This is a genomic window from Phycisphaerae bacterium, assembly GCA_018003015.1.
In the GTDB taxonomy this organism is placed as follows: Bacteria; Planctomycetota; Phycisphaerae; order UBA1845; family PWPN01; genus JAGNEZ01.
In genome coordinates, this window is sequence record JAGNEZ010000060.1 from 1 (window position 1) to 14,990 (window position 14,990).

The window sequence follows — 14,990 nt, forward strand, 5'->3', positions numbered from 1 at the left end:
CAAGCCCGCAATGCGGCAGCCCGATGCTCGCACCGCAAGCGAACACTGCGTCGTTTACACAGGATTGGCATATACTTGGCCGAAATAACGCCTTGCCGATGGCCGAATCCTTAGCGTTGTAGTACTAATTGGGTATGGGACGGATGTACGGAAGGCTACGGTGGTGATCCGAAGAACGCCAACTTCATTCGTGACGTTCCCCGCCGCGGCACGATCTTCAAGTACACGAAGAGTGAATCGGTCTACGTGTGTCCCTCTGATCGAGTGGGTATGCCCGACGACAAGGACGATCTTGGGGGCGGCAGTTCCGGGCGCAACAGCTACTCCATGAACGCGTACATTGGTTACAAGTCGCCGGAGAAGCTCGTGCGGCCGGCCAACTCGAGCGGATGGAAGGTTGAAGGCAATGACAGAACCGGCAAGCCGGTGCGAACGCCCCAGAAGGAACGGCTTGACTGGTCGAACGGGGACAAGATGTTCGTGGTGGTCGAGGAGCACCCATACTACCACAAGGGCTTCAACTTCGAGGGTAACTTCAACGTCACCGACAAGATCGTTGCTCGTCACAGTGTGGTTCGGCGCAAAAGCGGGGCCGATTTAGGTCTTGGCCGGAGCAATGTTGCTTTTCTGGACGGCCACGCGGAATCGCCGTTGTACTCGCTGGAGACGAAAGCTTACGACATGTTCGCCCAGATCGGCTTCCCCTCGACGGACACTGCGTTCATGAACCAGTTTATGGCCAAGTTCACCAAGCCGCCGTGGTGATGAGCCGGTGCGGAGTTGTCGCTTCGAGGCAGGAGAGGGGCCGCCGGCATCGAAAGGGGAGGGGCCACCGGGGTGGCCAGGTTCTGGTTGGCGGGCCCATCATGGTGGAGCGGGGGGCTGCCTGTCGCCTGCTACCTCTTGCATTTCAACGAGTTGTAGACTAAGACATGGATCCTGAGACCTTCCGACCTGGACACGCGGGGGCTGTCTGCGCAGACTGGCGGCGGCCCTTCCGGGGGTGACCAAGGGCGCTCCCTGGAAGTCACGGTGAGCCGGGGATGGAAGGTGGCGCGGTCGTCACGATTCGTTTCTCAACCAAGAGGTGCGGTCATGTCCAAACCACTAAACATCGGTCTGATCGGTTGCGGCTTCATGGGGCGTGCGCACTCGAACGCCTATCTCAAGGTGAACCACTTCTTCAAGCGGGAGCATCGGCCGGTCCTGAAGGCGGCCTGTGCCCGTCCGCAGGAGTTGGAGAAGCTCAAGGCTTTTGCCGAGGCGTGGGGCTATGAGTCGATCGAGACCGATTACAGGAAGCTCATCGAGCGCAAGGACATTGACTTGATCGACATCTGTGCTCCGAACTTCATGCACAAGGAACTGACCATCGCTGCGGCGAGGGCCGGCAAGATGATCGTCTGCGAGAAGCCGCTGGCGATGACTGCCGCCGAGGCCGAGGAGATGACCACGGCGGTCGAGAAGGCTGGCGTGCCCAACATGGTGTCGTTCAACTATCGGCGGGTTCCGGCCATTTCGCTGGCCAAGCAGGTGATTGGCGAGGGGCGCATCGGTCGGCCCTTCCACTATCGGGCGACCTACCTGCAAGACTGGACGATTGCGACCGACGTGCCCCAGGGCGGAATGGCCCTTTGGCGACTGGACGTCAAGGTCGCCGGATCCGGTGTGACCGGCGATTTGCTGGCCCATTCAATCGATACGGCCGAGTGGCTCAACGGCCCGATCAAGCGTGTCGTGGCCGCGACCGAGACCTTCGTCAAGCAGCGCATGCACGTTGAGACTGGGAAGATGGAGCCTGTCGGGATAGACGATGCCTGCATGTTCCTGGCCATCTTCGCGAATGGTTCGATGGGGACGTTCGAGAGCAGCCGCTACGCGAGGGGGCGCAAGAATTTCAACACCTTTGAGCTGAACGGCGAGTTGGGAAGCCTGTACTTCGACCTCGAGGATCCGCATATTCTCCAGTATTTCAAGTATGGTGACCCGGCCACGGGCAAGAAGATCGAGAGCCACCTGACCGGTTGGCAGAGAATCCACGTGACCAACTCCGAGCATCCCTACATGGGCAAGTGGTGGGTTCCGGGCTGCACGATCGGCTACGAGCACACGTTCGTTCACGGATTCGCCGATTTTCTGGCTGGACTTGAGGGTGGCGAGAAGTTCCAGCCGGACTTCCGTTGCGCCTTGCGGACCCAGAAGGTCTGTGACGCGGTACTGCGCAGCGCCAAGGAGCAGCGCTGGCTGGAGGTTGAGTGAGCGGCCGTCGCGGCGGGGGTGGTAAGGGTGGGCGGTAGTCGGGTTGCGGATGCGTGGGGGGGGGCGGACGCCTTCCTGCTGCGAGGCGGAGATGGCCGGCAGGCCTGGGGAAACACATGTTCGGAATCGTGACCAAGAGAGTTGTCGGCATGCTCATGGCGGCGTCGGGTCTGCTGCCGGTGTCGGTCTGGGCAGGCGGGTCGGCGACGAAGCCGGGGCCGGCCCCTGTGGACTTCCGCCCGCGGGTCGCGGTGCAGACTTACGTCTGGGCACAGGACCGGGCGGCCAAGAAGCTCGATTTCTGGGGTGACCTGGGTGACGTGTTCATCGAGGTGGCCGCCTCCGGGGCGACCCACGTCGAGGGTTTCCTGGACTGGTTCGATACCGACGCCAAAGCACACCGGGCCCAGGAGTTGCTCAAGAAGCACGCCCTGACGCTGGTGGGGGCTTACGGGGGGGGTGTCTTTCACGAGGAGGCCGAAGCCCGCAAGACGATCGATGTCATTCTCAAACAGGCGGACCGCGCCAGGCAGCGTTGCGGGAAGATCTTCATTGACGTGAATCCTCAGCCCCTGTCCAACCGCGCGGCCAAGAGCGAGGCCCAACTGACCGTCCAGGTTGCGATGCTCAACCTCCTGGGTCACAAGCTGGCCGACAAGGGCATGTCGCTGGTGGTTCACCAGCATGATGCCGAGATCCTCAACGATGCGAGGGAACTCCGCTATCACATCGCCCATCTGGACGCGAAAGTCGTCGGTTTGTGCCTGGACACCCACTGGGTCTATCGGGGCGGGCAGGATCCGCTCACGTTGCTGAAGGAAGCCGGCCGGAAGGTCAGGGCCCTGCATCTCCGCAATTCGGTCAACGGGATCTGGACCGAGAGCCTGGGGCCGGGCGACGTGGACTATGCCGCTATTGGCAGCTACCTTCGCCAGAGTGGCTACCAGGGGTGGCTGATCATCGAGTTGGCCCACGAACAGGGCACGAAGGTTACTCGCCCGCTGAGCGAGAACGTGAAAACCAGTCGGCATTATCTGGAGCAAGTGTTCATCAAGGGCAGCTAGCCCCCGGGTCGGCGATGCGTGGGATTCGGGCCGCAGTCGCCGGCGGGTGGCCGGCCCCTTTGAGGCGCGCGGCGCAGTGAGCGCACCGTATCCGCCAGCTGGGCGCCGGCCGGGCCGAGTGCATATTGGGCGGAGCGTCCGGTTTCGAAGACTCCGTCAGCGGTTCAACTCCCGAAGGATCTGGAATGCCTCGGCCGCCTTCATCCCAACCACGCTGCCGCGAAAACGGGCCAGGGCCTCGATGGCTTCGATCGAGCGGGCGGGGATAGCCTCGGCGAGTTGGCTCTTGTATTGGCGCATCGCCGCCAGTTTGGCCGGCAGGGTGGCCTCGATTCTCACGTACCAGTTGGGGTTGAAGACCGGCTCGATGCCGGGGGCCGACCAGTGGGTTTCGGAGACGGTCTCGTAGCAGGCGATTCGCCCCACCTGGTGACGGCGGCCATCGGGGCGTAAGGCGACCATCGCGGCATCGAAGATCTGGCGGTGGTCTTCATGGCGGTCACCTGGGAAGGGGAGCAATACTGTGTCCGGCTTGACCTTGCCGATGAGCGAAGCGAAAGCGGCGTTGAGCTTATGCTCGGGCATGAGGTGGAGCGTCGTCACCGGCAGATTCATGAAGAGGAGCTGGCTCCCGAGCAGCCTGGCGGCCTTCTTGGCTTCAGTCCGGACCTGGCGGACCTGCGAGGCGGGGAAGAGCGGGGTTCCCTTGGTCACGATGGCGACGCTGACGTGGTTGCCTTCAGCGGTCATCCGGGCAATGGTGCCGCCACAACCGAGAATCTCGTCGTCCGGGTGCGGGGCAATGATCAGAGTGTTGCTCATGACGGGGATCTTACTCCAGTCGCTGACCGGTCGCCAAGCCCGGGTGTGTAGCGGGATCGGTTTGGATGTCGGTGAGGTGAAGCAGCCCATCGCCGGTCTGGACGATGGGGCCTTTGTTGTCGATCGCCACGATGGTGCCGGGCAGATGCTGGGTATTGGAGCCGGGGACCGGCCTGGCTCGCCAGACGATCAGGTGCGGATGCGTTGGCGGGTTTGGGGAAGCCCTCAGCGGCGCGCGGCCGGTGCGTGAGCGTCGATCCGCATGGCTGCATTGGGTCGTGAACGCTCCCGGATAGGGGTGGCTGACCGCTCGGATCAAGCGATAGATATCGCTCGCTGGTTGGCGCCAGTCGATCCGACCGTCCTCGGGGCGTCGTCGCCCGTACCACGTGGCCTTGCTGTGGTCCTGTGGATGGCGGGGGACCTGCCCGGAGGCGAACGCTGGGCAGAGGTCGGCCACCATCTGTTCGAGGACGACATTGGTCCGGATGATCAGGTCTATGGCGTAGTCGTCGGGGAAGACGGGCACCGGCCGCTGCTCGACGATGTCGCCGGCGTCGGGTTCGTCGGTGAGGAAGAAGAGGTTCGCGGCTGCCGGTCGCTGGTTCAGGATGGTCCAGGCGACGGGGGCTCGACCACGACCCTCGGGCAAGGGGGTTGGGTGGAAGCCGATTGCATCTTGCCGGGCAGCGTCGCGGATTGCGGCGGGGACGAGTTGTGACAGACCGATCACGAACAGCCAGTCGGGTCGATGCCGCTCGAGAAACGCTTTCACTCGCGGCTCAGTCACCTTGTCGAACGCGAGGTAGGGTGTTCCCCACTGAGCGGCCAGGGGGCGGAGGTCGCGGAAGTCGCTGATCTTGGCCGCATGCCGCTCATGCAGGCCGCAGACAGCCGTGACTTCGAGCCTCCCGCGGAGCATGCCTTGCAGTGTCGCCACGCTCGAGCTCACGCTGCCGATGAGTGCGGCGTTCACGGCTTCGTCTCCGCGAAGGGGCTCTGATCGAACGGTCGGGCAAAGGCCGCTTCGCCAAAGATGACGGTCATGGCGGTCTTGCACAGGATCATCAGGTCGAGCCCGAAGCTCATGTGGTCCACGTAGTAGATGTCGTAGCGGATTCGCTCGTCCCAGGAGATTGCCGTATTGCCGTTGACCTGGGCGAGGCCGGCGATTCCCGGTCGGACCTCCAACCTGCGGCGGCGAAGCGCGTCGTACTGCCTGATCTGCTCCATGATCGTGGGCCGTGGCCCGACCAGCGACATGTCTCCCCGCAGGACGCTGAAGAGCTGAGGCAACTCGTCGATCTTGGCACGACGGAGGATGCGGCCGACGGGCGTGATGCGGGAATGGCTCAACGGGACGACCTCGGTGGGATCATGCACGTGGTCGGCGTACATGGTGCGGAATTTGGCGACTCGGATAGGGTGGCCGCGCAGGCCGCCGCGTTCCTGAAGGAAGAACACGGGGCCCGGGGAGCTGAGGCGGACGGCCAGGGCGACCAGGAGCCAGACGGGGATGAGGACAACGATCAGAATGAGGCTGGCCGCAAAGTCGAGCAGGCGTTTGATAGCTGGGTACACGGTCGCGATTATGCCCGGTACGGCCGGATGTGTCCATGGCATCAGAAGCCCATGGCCGTGCCCGTCTGGTAGACCAGAACGGTGGCGAGATAGGCCAGCAAGCTCATGTAGCCGATCATGAAGGCGGGCCATCGCCAGGTTCCGGTTTCGGTGTGAACGACGGCGATCGTGCTGAGGCATTGGCAGGCCAGGGCGAAGAAGATGAGCAGGGCGATGGCCGTCAGGGGGGTGAAGAGTGGCCGGCCGTCCGGCCAGGTCGCGGCTCGGAGCTTGTCGCGGAGGGCGGGCGAGTGAGCATCGGTGTCGGCGCCGCCACATACGATGCTCATGGTGCTCACGAAGAGCTCGCGGGCGGCGAAGCTGCTCATCAGGCCCACGCCAATCTGCCAGTTGAATCCCATCGGCCGGAGGAACGGTTCGAACGCACGGCCAAGCTGGCCGGCGAAGCTGCCGCCAAGCCGATCGCGGCTTTCCTGTTGGCTCAATTCGCTCATCTGCTGCTCCAACTCGGCGTGCGGGACCAGGGCCGACTTGGCTTCGACGGCTGCCCGTTGCCTGGCGAATTGGGCCGCTCGGTCGCTGCTCCACGGATAGTGCGTGAGTGCCCAAATCACGATCGTGGCGGCCAGGATGATCGTGCCGGCCTTGGTGAGGAACAGCTTGCCGCGGTCCCAGGCCGCCAGCAGCACAGCCGTAGGGCGGGGCATCCGGTAGGGTGGCAGCTCGATGATGAAGCCGGAGTCGGGGCCGCGAAGCAGGGTGCGCTTGAACAGCTTGGCCACGGCGAAACCCGCAGCCACACCGAACGCGTAAAGGCACAGGAGGGCTGCCCCCTGAAACCACGCGCTGGTAGGCAGGCATGCTCCGATCAGCAGGGCGTAAACGGGCAACCGGGCGCTGCAGCTCATGAAAGGGGCGGCCAGGATGGTGGCCAGACGGTCGCGCGGATTCTCGATGGTCCGGGTGGCCATGATTCCGGGCACCGCGCAGGCGTGGCAGGAGAGCAACGGAATGAAGCTCTTGCCGTTCAGACCGACCTTGGTCATCACCCTGTTCATGAGAAAGGCCGCCCGGGCCATGTAGCCGGAGTCTTCCAGGAAGGCCATGAACAGAAACAGGATACAAACCTGTGGGAAGAAGGCGAGCACTGCTCCCACGCCGGCGATGATGCCGTCACTGAGCAAGTCGCGCAGGACACCGGAGGGCAGGTGGACGATGGTTTGGTCTCGCAGCCATCCGGAGCATGCGTCGATGAGGCTGATCAGGGGCGCGGCTGCCGCAAACAATCCACAGAACACCGCGGCCATGATGGCGGCAAAGAAGGCATAGCCATAGATCCGGTGGGTCAGAAGCCGATCCAGGCGATCGGTCGCCGACGCGGCGGTCTCGTGCCGAGCACCCGTCATGCAGGTATTGACGACTTCCCGAAGCCAGTCGTAACGGCGGCGGATGATCTCGGCCGAAGGATCATCGGTGCCTTCCGCGCCGGCAAGCCGCTGGGTGTCGAGCAAGGACTGCTGCACGGAAGGGGGTAGGTGGTTCTGAGTTGAGACCTCGGCGTGACAGAGCAGAAGCAGGGCAGTGCCCTCTGCGGTTGCCGGATCAGTGTGTCCCGCCGCCATCATTGAATCGGCGATGGTCTTGACGGCGGCCTCGATCCGCGGGCTCGCGGACCATCGTCGTGACGGGCGAGGTCGGTCGCTCACGCGGGCCCGCGTGACCGCGGCGTGGAGATGGTCTACTCCCTTGCCCGAGGAGCCGACCGTCCCGATGACTTCCACGCCGAGTTGCTCGCCCAGCCTGGTGAGGTCAAGGTGACACCCGGATCGCTCGACCTGATCGATCATGTTGCAGGCCAGAACGACGGGCAGTCCAAGCTCGATGACTTGACCCGCCAAGAAGAGGTTTCGCTCCAGGTTGGACGCGTCGGCGACCAGCAGGACGGCGTCGGGCCTGGGTGTATCCGCGGCATGGCCGAGGAGGACGTCCCGAACGATGGCTTCGTCGGGACTGGTCGAGGCAAGGCTATAGGTTCCTGGTAGATCTACGACCCTTATGGATGGATCGCCGACCAGGTGGCCTTCACGCTTCTCGACGGTGACGCCCGCGTAGTTGCCGACCTTGTGCCGGGATCCGGTCAGGGCGTTGAACAGGGTGGTCTTGCCACAATTGGGGTTGCCAACCATCGCGACCCGGAAGAGCCGGGTGGTGGTGGCGGAGTGCCGATCCTCCGCAAGGGCGGGAATGGTCATGGCGACTCGCGATCAGGCGTCGGAAGCGGTTCGACCAGAATCGCGCGGGCCATGGAGCGGCATAGCCCCAGCCGGCAATTGCCGACCTGGCAGATCATCGGGTCGCAATTGGTCAGCGGGCGAACGGTTCGGCCTTCGATCAACCCGAGTTCCCGAAGCCGTTGGGTGCGTCGGACGTCGGTCATGCGGATGGACTGAATGCGTACATCGCATCCGGCCGGTGCATGAGCGAGAGTGAAGCAAGTCGTTCTCATAGGGGCTCCAGGTTTCGGCCTGCTGTCCCAGCGGCTGCGACGTTCCTGTTGGGCTGCTGCCGAAAACTGAGACTCAGTCTCTATACTGCCATCGTCACTATAGCATTGGAGCATAACTTGCGTCAAGAGGGGACTTTGCCTGTTCCTGCCCCAAAGGTCAGGACAGCGGGGGCTGGGCGGGGGGAGACGGCTGCCGGCGGACAGGCGCCCCGGAAGCAGTCTGCGGCGGATTGGAAAGCCGCAACTTCATGAGTCGTCCGACCTTAAACTTCACGGTGCGCTTGGCCGAAACGGAGACACGCTCCAAGGTCTTTGGATTCTGGGCGGTGCGGGCGGCACGCATCTTGCTCTCAAAAACACCGAAGTCGCGAAACTCCAAGCGGTTGCCCTGACTGAGCTCATCAATGACTTCATCCAGGAAGCTCTGAATAATGCGTTTGACAACCACGCGTTTGTGGGAAGACTTCTCCGCGATGCGGTCGATCAGTTCTTTCTTGGTGATCGTCTGCATATCACGCCTCGATGCAAGCGACATTGATTTGTCGGTCACGCACGCAAGTTATCTTATAGCAATGGTTTTCGGCGATCAAGCCCCCTCCAACGTGAATTTTTCCGGGTTCTTTTCACAATCCCTCGGGCGATTCTTCTCCCGCGTCACATGATGGCAAGATCAGTTACGGCAATGATTTACGCCGAGAAGCGTCCAATGGGACGGCTCCAGTCCTTGTAAGTATCTATTATATAAGCATTTATGTGAGTTCGAGAGGCTAGAGGGCGCGGCTGACAAGGTGTGTGACGACACCTTGGATGGAAAAGTCCTGCGTTTCGTCGATGACCATGGGAGGCGTGTCGGGGTTGTCGCCCCGAAGGATCACGAATTGCGAGGAGGAGCGGCGTTCGACGGACACGCGCTTGAGCGTGGGGTTGCCGTCGACCAGGCACGCGCAGATTCGGCCCTGGATGTGCTCGGGTCTCACGCCGGGTCGGTACTCGACGAGGACCAGATCGCCAGGTTTGAGGGTTGGCTCCATCGAGTCGAAGTTGAGGCGGAGGCAGTATCGGTTGGGGCTCCACAGGTGGCGAAGTACGGGGAACATCTCGGTCTGTTCCTGACTCTGAGTCGGAGGTCCGGCCGGGATGGTGCCGAACAAGGGGAGATCGACGGTGTCAAGCGGCTGGGGTGTATCGTGGTCCGCGCTCTCCCCGATGAGCACTGCAGGTGGGACATCCAGGGCCAGGGCAATGGCTTTCAGGGAGGAGGGTGAGGGGTTGCGGCGGCCGCGCTCGATCTCGCTGAGAAAGCCCTGGTTGACCTTGGCTTGCCGGGCGAGGGCGGTCTGATTCAGGCCGATTCTCTCACGATAGAACCGAATCCGCTGACCGATGTGGCCGCGAAACGCCGCCGGCTCATGGTACTTGGCCGTCATGTGAGGCATTATGAGAACCTGAGCGGTTTCAGTAAAGAACGTATTCCCGAGTGGTGATGGGGAACGCCGCAGCGAGCCAACTGAAGGAGAGGGGGGCGAGGTTCAACTGCTTGCCTGGTTGTGCCTGGTGAGCCGTGCGGGGCGTGGTCGGCGAGCTCGCAGCGTGAGCGGGCCGAAGACCGTCGAATGGTGTTATGGCCTCCTATCGCTTGGCCATCGCCATGATGCGCGACTTGACAGATCCAATGAGAGTGACTCGCAGTCCAAAATTCTCGCCTACCTTGACGGCCTGGCCGCGCCCGATGCACTTGTTGTTGATCATCAGGTCGAGCTCGGTGTCGGCGGGTTTCTCGAATTCGATGATGGCTCCCGTGGTCAGACTGACGATCTCCGAAAGAGGCATGCTTCGTTCGGCGAGTTGGACGATCACGGGCACGTGGAGCTTGAGTACCCTGGAGACGTTGGCTCTGTGGGGCGTGCCTGCGGATGCTCCGTTTTCAGGGATGTCTGCTCGGCGTGGCCCTGGCGGAGCGGCTGCTGATGGAGCGGGGGCCATTCCGGCCAAGGGATCGGAGCCGTCGGCAGGCTGGTCGCCCAGGATGTCCGCGACCGCTTGATCGGCAAGCGAGTTCACCTCGGCGAGCAGGGCGTCGATATCCTCTTGCGTCTCGGGCATGCTGCATCCGGCCGTCGGCTCCTCCCGCCCCCCAACGCCAGTGGCCATACCCCCAGCGCCGGGCGGTGCGCGAGCGCAACGCTTTCTTCTATGTTATCGGCCGATCCGGTCGCTCGCTTTACTTCAGGTGAGGGCTCCGACGATCAGGCAGGCGTTGTGCCCACCGAAACCGAAGGAGTTGCTCATGACTCGCTTCAGTTTCTTGTTTCGGGCGACCTTAGGCACGTAGTCGAGATCGCATCCCTCGTCGGGATGGTCGAGGTTGAGGGTGGGGGGGAGGATGCCGCTGCGGATGGCCTGGACGCAGGCGATGAGCTCAACGCCGCCGCTGGCCCCGAGAAGGTGGCCGGTTGCGGATTTCGTGCTGCTGACCGGTACGTGCATGGATGCATTACCGAGGACCTGTTTGATGGCTTTGGTTTCAGCGAGATCGCCCAGCGGCGTGCTGGTGCCGTGGGCATTGATGTAGTCAAGTTGCTCGGCGGCGATGCCGGCGTCGGCCAGGCATCGGCGCATGGCGAGCGCTGGGCCGTTGCCGGTTTCGTCAGGCTGGGTGATGTGTCCACCATCGGTGCTCGCGCCGAAACCCAGGATCTCGGCGTAGATTCGGGCCGATCGCTTGCGGGCGTGTTCGTATTCCTCGAAGACGAGGATGCCCGATCCCTCGCTGATGATGAAGCCGTCGCGGTCCTTGTCCCAGGGGCGACTGGCCTGTTCGGGGGCGTCGTTTCGGGTGCTGAGGGCGTGCATGGCGTTGAAGGCTGCGACGCCGAGTTCGGTGACCGCCGCCTCGCTCCCCCCGCAGATGACCACATCGACGTCGCCGCGCTGGATGCACAGGAAGGCATCGCCCATGGCGTGAGAGGCGGAAGCGCAGGCCGTGACCGCGGAAGTGGTGGGTCCGTGGATGCCAAAATGGATGGCCACGTTACCCGTTCCCGCATTGACCATCAGCTTGGGGATCGTGAATGCCGAGATCCGTTCGGGTCCTTTGTTGAGCAGGCGAAGGTACTGCTCCTGGAGCTCCTGGATACCGCCAATGCCGGAGCCGATCATGACGCCGATGCGCTGGCGGTCCTCCTTTTCCATTTCCAGATGGCTGTCCTTGACTGCATCAATCGAGGCGGCGAGGGCGTACTGGGCAAAGGGGTCGAGGCGTTTGATGAGTTTGCCTTCGATCCAGCGGGTGGGGTTGAACTCGCGGCATTCTCCGGCGATGCGAGATTCGTAGCGTGAGGCGTCGAAGCGCGTGAGAGGTCCGATGCCTGAGCGGCCGGAGACGAGGCCGTCCCAGAATTCGGCGACCGTGCAGCCGAGAGGCGTGATTGCTCCCATACCCGTGATGACAACGCGTCGCTTGGCCATGCAATCCCTTCTCCCCGATGGCCCGGTTTCGTGCGCGAGCCGAAGCGTCGGGAGACGCCCATCCGTTCTTTCCGGCGTTGCTCCGGGGCGAGTTGCGCCGCGGGGTCGGTTTTACGTTCCATTACACTGCCGCCGGGCCGACTGATCGACCCGGCGGCAGCGCCAGTCTGGATTCCGTCTCTCGACGGTCGTGACCTGACCCGCACGAGACGGCCCGGCGGGCCGGCCGATCACTTGTTGTTCAGATGGGCGGCGATATAATCAATCGCCTGTCCCACGGTCTTGATCTTCTCCGCTTCCTCGTCGGGAATACTCATGTCGAAGTTGTCCTCCAACTCCATGACGAGCTCGACGATGTCCAGCGAGTCGGCGTTGAGATCGTTGATGAACGAGGTTTCCCGGGTGATCTCGGCCTTGTTGATCACCATCTGCTGGCTGACGATCGAGAAGACCTTATCTTCAATTTCCTCAGCGGTCACTACATATCCTCCTCTGTTGATCGCTTGGTTTCTTGGCCAATCCGACTATTGTATTCGGGCGTCCCCGAGGTGCACAGAGACCGCCGGGGCGCACAAGAGTCACTACATACTGAGCCCGCCGTCAACCGCCAGCACCTGGCCGGTGATGTACTTGGCCGCAGGCGAGGCGAGGAATGCCACCGCCGCGGCGATGTCCTCGGGTTCGCCGAACTGCTGGCAGGGGATGAGCACTTTAACGCCATCCTTGATCTTGCTGGGCAGTACGTCGGTCATGTCCGTGGTGATGAAGCCCGGTGCGACCGCGTTGCAGGTGATGTTCCGCCGGGCGAGTTCCTTGGCGACGGTCTTGCTGAAGCCGATCACGCCGGCTTTGCTGGCCGCGTAGTTGCATTGGCCGACATTTCCCATGATTCCGGACACGCTGCTGATGTTGATGATTCGCCCGTACCGGCAGCGGACCATATGCTTGGCCACGGCCCGTGTCATCCAGAACACCGATCGAAGGTTGGTGTTGATGACTTCGTCGAACTGGGTGTCGTCCATGTTCATCATCAGACCGTCACGAGTGATGCCGGCGTTGTTGACCAGGATGTCGACTCGGCCGAACTCCTCGGCGATCCGGTCGATCGCTCGGTCGATGGCTTGACGATTGGTGACATCGAGGGTGCGGGGAAGGACCCTGCCTGGGAGCTCCTTCTTGACTGCCTCGTCGGCCAGGTCCGCGAGCTTGCCTTCATCGCGGGCGACAGCCAGGACGGTCGCCGACTTGGCGGCGAGCGCCAGGCAGATGGCTCGCCCGATTCCCCGGCTGCCGCCGGTGACGATCGCAACCTGGTCGGCCATGGACATGGGTTGGTTCCTCAACTTGCGTAGAACTCCTCGAGGCCCTCAACGGTGCTGACGTTCACCACCGGAGTACGGCGAGCAATTTTCTTCAGGAGGCCGGCCAATACGCGGCCGGGGCCCACTTCAATGAACCGCTCCACTCCTTCGTTCAAGAGCCGCTCGATCGAGGCCTGCCACCGGACCGGGTGGGTCAGCTGGTCGGCCAACCATTGGCGAATAGTAACGGCATCACGGTGGTTTTCGCAATTGACGTTCGCGACTACTGGAAAAGCCGGCGTTTGGAACGGCGTGCGAGCCAGGACCTCAGCCAGGCCGTCGGCGGCCGGTTGCATGATCGGCGAGTGAAACGCGCCCGCCACCTTGAGGGGGATTGCTCGCCCGCCCGCCTGCTCGATCAGAGGGACGGCTGCCTCGCAAGCCGCCCTGGTGCCGGAGAGGACAATCTGGCCCGGGCAGTTGAAATTCGCCGGCACGAGGAGCCCTGCAGTGGCCGCTGACCGGCACACGGCCTCCACCTGGGTCGAGTCAAGGCCCAGAGCACTGACCATGCCGCTCGGCGTGGCAATGGCTGCGGCCTGCATGAGTTCTCCACGGCGTTGAACGAGCCGGAGTGCGTCATCGAAGGACACCGCCCCAGCCGCATACAGAGCCGTATACTCGCCAAGGCTCAGGCCGGCCATGGCAAGGGGGGGAGTCGCCCACTGACGGTTATTAGTCATCGCCTGCCAGATCGCGACGCTGGTAGTGAAGATGGCGGGTTGTTGGATATCCGTCTGTTCGAGTCGATCGGCCGGACCCTCGAAACAGAGGGCGCGCAGGTCGTAGCCCACGATTCGGGCCGCCCGCTCGAAGATCTCGGCCGCGGGTCTGGACCGTTCGGCGATGTCTTTGCCCATCCCGACGGACTGGGCGCCCTGGCCTGTGAATAGTACCGCTGTCCTGGCCATCCTTGCCGTTGCCTCGTTTAGGTCTAGAGCCTGATGAGTACTGTACCCCAGGTCAAGCCGCCGCCGAAGCCGGCCATCAACAGCCATTCGCCCTTGTGGATGCGGCCGTCCTGGACGGCTTCGGCAAGAGCGATGGGGATGGAGGCGGCCGACGTGTTACCATACCGGTCGATGTTCACGGCCACCTTGTCGGCGGGCAGGCCGAGCTTCTCAATAGCGGATTCGATGATCCGAGCGTTGGACTGATGGGGGATGACCAGAGCGAGGTCGTTCATCTTGATTCCCGCTCGCTGGACTGCATCCCGGATCACCTCCTGCATTTTGGTGACCGCGAACTTATAGACCTCCCGCCCGTTCATTTTCAGATAGTGGAGCCGATCCTCGACCGTCCTGAGCGAGGATGGCAGCCATGAACCTCCGGCGGGCACGGTAATCAGTTCTGCGCCGCCGCCGTCGGCTCCCAGATGGAGATCATACACCCCGGTGACCTTGTCGTCAGCAGGGGCGAGTACGGCTGCCCCCGCGCCGTCGCCGAGCAGGATGCAGGTGCCGCGATCCTGGTAGTCGGTGACGCGGGACATCGTCTCGGCTCCGATGATGAGTGCCCGTTTGTAGGGGGACACGGTCATCATGCCGACGGCCGTGCTAAAAGCGTAGATGAAGCCGCTGCAGGCCGCGGAGAGATCGAAGGCCGGGATGTGCCGGCAACCGAGCTGGTGCTGGAGGAAGCAAGCGGTCGCCGGGATTGGGTAGGCCGGCGTACAGGTTGCCAGGATGATGAGATCCAGGTCCTTGGGTTGGCATCCAGCCGCGGCGAGGGCCGCTCGGGAGGCCTGAAGGGCCATGGTCAAGGTGTTCTCGTCTTCCGCGCAGATTCGCCGCTCGCGGATTCCGGTACGCGTGGTGATCCACTCGTCCGACGTATCGAGGATCTTCTCGAAGTCGGCGTTGGTCATGATCCGGCCGGGTAAGGCGTGGCCCACGCCCAAGATGGTGAACGGCAGTCGCTTAGCCATAG

General features: G+C 63.0%; 16 protein-coding genes. 3 read left to right on the forward strand and 13 right to left on the reverse strand.

Features of this window, described 5'->3' with window-relative positions; translation table 11 throughout:
- The first annotated feature begins 270 nt into the window (after positions 1 to 270).
- From KA354_19970 to KA354_19980, 3 genes are all read left to right on the forward strand, one after another.
- Positions 271 to 765, forward strand: coding sequence for a hypothetical protein (locus KA354_19970; protein MBP7936926.1), 495 nt, complete (start codon positions 271 to 273; stop codon positions 763 to 765).
- Positions 766 to 1,095: 330 nt separating this feature from the next.
- On the forward strand, positions 1,096 to 2,259 hold the full coding sequence (locus KA354_19975; protein ID MBP7936927.1) for a Gfo/Idh/MocA family oxidoreductase: 1,164 nt from the start codon (positions 1,096 to 1,098) through the stop codon (positions 2,257 to 2,259).
- Between the two features lie 128 nt (positions 2,260 to 2,387).
- Positions 2,388 to 3,323 carry a TIM barrel protein gene (locus KA354_19980; protein MBP7936928.1) on the forward strand — a complete coding sequence of 312 codons (936 nt, stop codon included), beginning with the start codon at positions 2,388 to 2,390 and terminating at the stop codon, positions 3,321 to 3,323.
- 156 nt (positions 3,324 to 3,479) lie between these two features.
- Here KA354_19980 and KA354_19985 read toward each other — a convergent pair whose 3' ends face one another.
- From KA354_19985 to KA354_20045, 13 genes are all read right to left on the reverse strand, one after another.
- A complete protein-coding gene (locus KA354_19985) occupies positions 3,480 to 4,145 on the reverse strand; it encodes a PIG-L family deacetylase (GenBank protein ID MBP7936929.1) in 666 nt (221 codons plus the stop codon).
- A 10-nt stretch (positions 4,146 to 4,155) separates the two neighbouring features.
- Positions 4,156 to 5,121, reverse strand: a complete 966-nt coding sequence (locus KA354_19990; GenBank protein ID MBP7936930.1) for a methionyl-tRNA formyltransferase — start codon at positions 5,119 to 5,121, stop codon at positions 4,156 to 4,158.
- Positions 5,118 to 5,768: a sugar transferase gene (locus KA354_19995; GenBank protein MBP7936931.1), complete on the reverse strand. Its 651-nt coding sequence runs from the start codon at positions 5,766 to 5,768 to the stop codon at positions 5,118 to 5,120. The genes KA354_19990 and KA354_19995 overlap by 4 nt, the downstream gene beginning before the upstream one ends.
- Positions 5,768 to 7,978: a ferrous iron transport protein B gene (gene feoB / locus KA354_20000; GenBank protein ID MBP7936932.1), complete on the reverse strand. Its 2,211-nt coding sequence runs from the start codon at positions 7,976 to 7,978 to the stop codon at positions 5,768 to 5,770. Before feoB ends, KA354_19995 begins: the two co-directional genes overlap by 1 nt.
- Positions 7,975 to 8,232 carry a ferrous iron transport protein A gene (locus KA354_20005; GenBank protein ID MBP7936933.1) on the reverse strand — a complete coding sequence of 86 codons (258 nt, stop codon included), beginning with the start codon at positions 8,230 to 8,232 and terminating at the stop codon, positions 7,975 to 7,977. Before KA354_20005 ends, feoB begins: the two co-directional genes overlap by 4 nt.
- Positions 8,233 to 8,389: 157 nt before the next feature.
- The gene (locus KA354_20010) at positions 8,390 to 8,743 is read right to left on the reverse strand and encodes an integration host factor subunit beta (GenBank protein ID MBP7936934.1); all 354 of its coding nucleotides are present in this window, start codon (positions 8,741 to 8,743) and stop codon (positions 8,390 to 8,392) included.
- A 256-nt stretch (positions 8,744 to 8,999) separates the two neighbouring features.
- Positions 9,000 to 9,668: a LexA family transcriptional regulator gene (locus KA354_20015; protein MBP7936935.1), complete on the reverse strand. Its 669-nt coding sequence runs from the start codon at positions 9,666 to 9,668 to the stop codon at positions 9,000 to 9,002.
- A 193-nt stretch (positions 9,669 to 9,861) separates the two neighbouring features.
- A complete protein-coding gene (locus KA354_20020; GenBank protein ID MBP7936936.1) occupies positions 9,862 to 10,335 on the reverse strand; it encodes a FliM/FliN family flagellar motor switch protein in 474 nt (157 codons plus the stop codon).
- A 123-nt stretch (positions 10,336 to 10,458) separates the two neighbouring features.
- Positions 10,459 to 11,700 (reverse strand): beta-ketoacyl-ACP synthase II, encoded by a 1,242-nt coding sequence (fabF, locus tag KA354_20025; GenBank protein ID MBP7936937.1) that lies wholly within the window; start codon positions 11,698 to 11,700, stop codon positions 10,459 to 10,461.
- Between the two features lie 230 nt (positions 11,701 to 11,930).
- Positions 11,931 to 12,179 carry an acyl carrier protein gene (gene acpP, locus KA354_20030; protein ID MBP7936938.1) on the reverse strand — a complete coding sequence of 83 codons (249 nt, stop codon included), beginning with the start codon at positions 12,177 to 12,179 and terminating at the stop codon, positions 11,931 to 11,933.
- 102 nt (positions 12,180 to 12,281) lie between these two features.
- Positions 12,282 to 13,028, reverse strand: a complete 747-nt coding sequence (gene fabG / locus KA354_20035; protein ID MBP7936939.1) for a 3-oxoacyl-[acyl-carrier-protein] reductase — start codon at positions 13,026 to 13,028, stop codon at positions 12,282 to 12,284.
- A gap of 11 nt (positions 13,029 to 13,039) precedes the next feature.
- Positions 13,040 to 13,972 carry an ACP S-malonyltransferase gene (gene fabD, locus KA354_20040; GenBank protein ID MBP7936940.1) on the reverse strand — a complete coding sequence of 311 codons (933 nt, stop codon included), beginning with the start codon at positions 13,970 to 13,972 and terminating at the stop codon, positions 13,040 to 13,042.
- Positions 13,973 to 13,995: 23 nt separating this feature from the next.
- Entirely contained in the window at positions 13,996 to 14,988 is a 993-nt protein-coding gene (locus KA354_20045; GenBank protein MBP7936941.1) for a ketoacyl-ACP synthase III, read from the reverse strand.
- Positions 14,989 to 14,990: the final 2 nt, after the last annotated feature.

What these genes read in the sequence shown, in the direction of transcription:
- KA354_20005 (MBP7936933.1), bottom strand. Translation starts at nt 8,232, where the DNA reads ATGAGAACGACTTGCTTCACTCTCGCTCATGCACCGGCCGGATGCGAT.
- fabG (MBP7936939.1), bottom strand. Translation starts at nt 13,028, where the DNA reads ATGTCCATGGCCGACCAGGTTGCGATCGTCACCGGCGGCAGCCGGGGA.
- KA354_20015 (MBP7936935.1), bottom strand. Translation starts at nt 9,668, where the DNA reads ATGCCTCACATGACGGCCAAGTACCATGAGCCGGCGGCGTTTCGCGGC.
- feoB (MBP7936932.1), bottom strand. Translation starts at nt 7,978, where the DNA reads ATGACCATTCCCGCCCTTGCGGAGGATCGGCACTCCGCCACCACCACC.
- KA354_19985 (MBP7936929.1), bottom strand. Translation starts at nt 4,145, where the DNA reads ATGAGCAACACTCTGATCATTGCCCCGCACCCGGACGACGAGATTCTC.
- KA354_20010 (MBP7936934.1), bottom strand. Translation starts at nt 8,743, where the DNA reads ATGCAGACGATCACCAAGAAAGAACTGATCGACCGCATCGCGGAGAAG.
- fabD (MBP7936940.1), bottom strand. Translation starts at nt 13,972, where the DNA reads ATGGCCAGGACAGCGGTACTATTCACAGGCCAGGGCGCCCAGTCCGTC.
- KA354_20045 (MBP7936941.1), bottom strand. Translation starts at nt 14,988, where the DNA reads ATGGCTAAGCGACTGCCGTTCACCATCTTGGGCGTGGGCCACGCCTTA.
- KA354_19975 (MBP7936927.1), top strand. Translation starts at nt 1,096, where the DNA reads ATGTCCAAACCACTAAACATCGGTCTGATCGGTTGCGGCTTCATGGGG.
- KA354_19970 (MBP7936926.1), top strand. Translation starts at nt 271, where the DNA reads ATGCCCGACGACAAGGACGATCTTGGGGGCGGCAGTTCCGGGCGCAAC.
- KA354_19995 (MBP7936931.1), bottom strand. Translation starts at nt 5,768, where the DNA reads ATGCCATGGACACATCCGGCCGTACCGGGCATAATCGCGACCGTGTAC.
- KA354_20020 (MBP7936936.1), bottom strand. Translation starts at nt 10,335, where the DNA reads ATGCCCGAGACGCAAGAGGATATCGACGCCCTGCTCGCCGAGGTGAAC.
- fabF (MBP7936937.1), bottom strand. Translation starts at nt 11,700, where the DNA reads ATGGCCAAGCGACGCGTTGTCATCACGGGTATGGGAGCAATCACGCCT.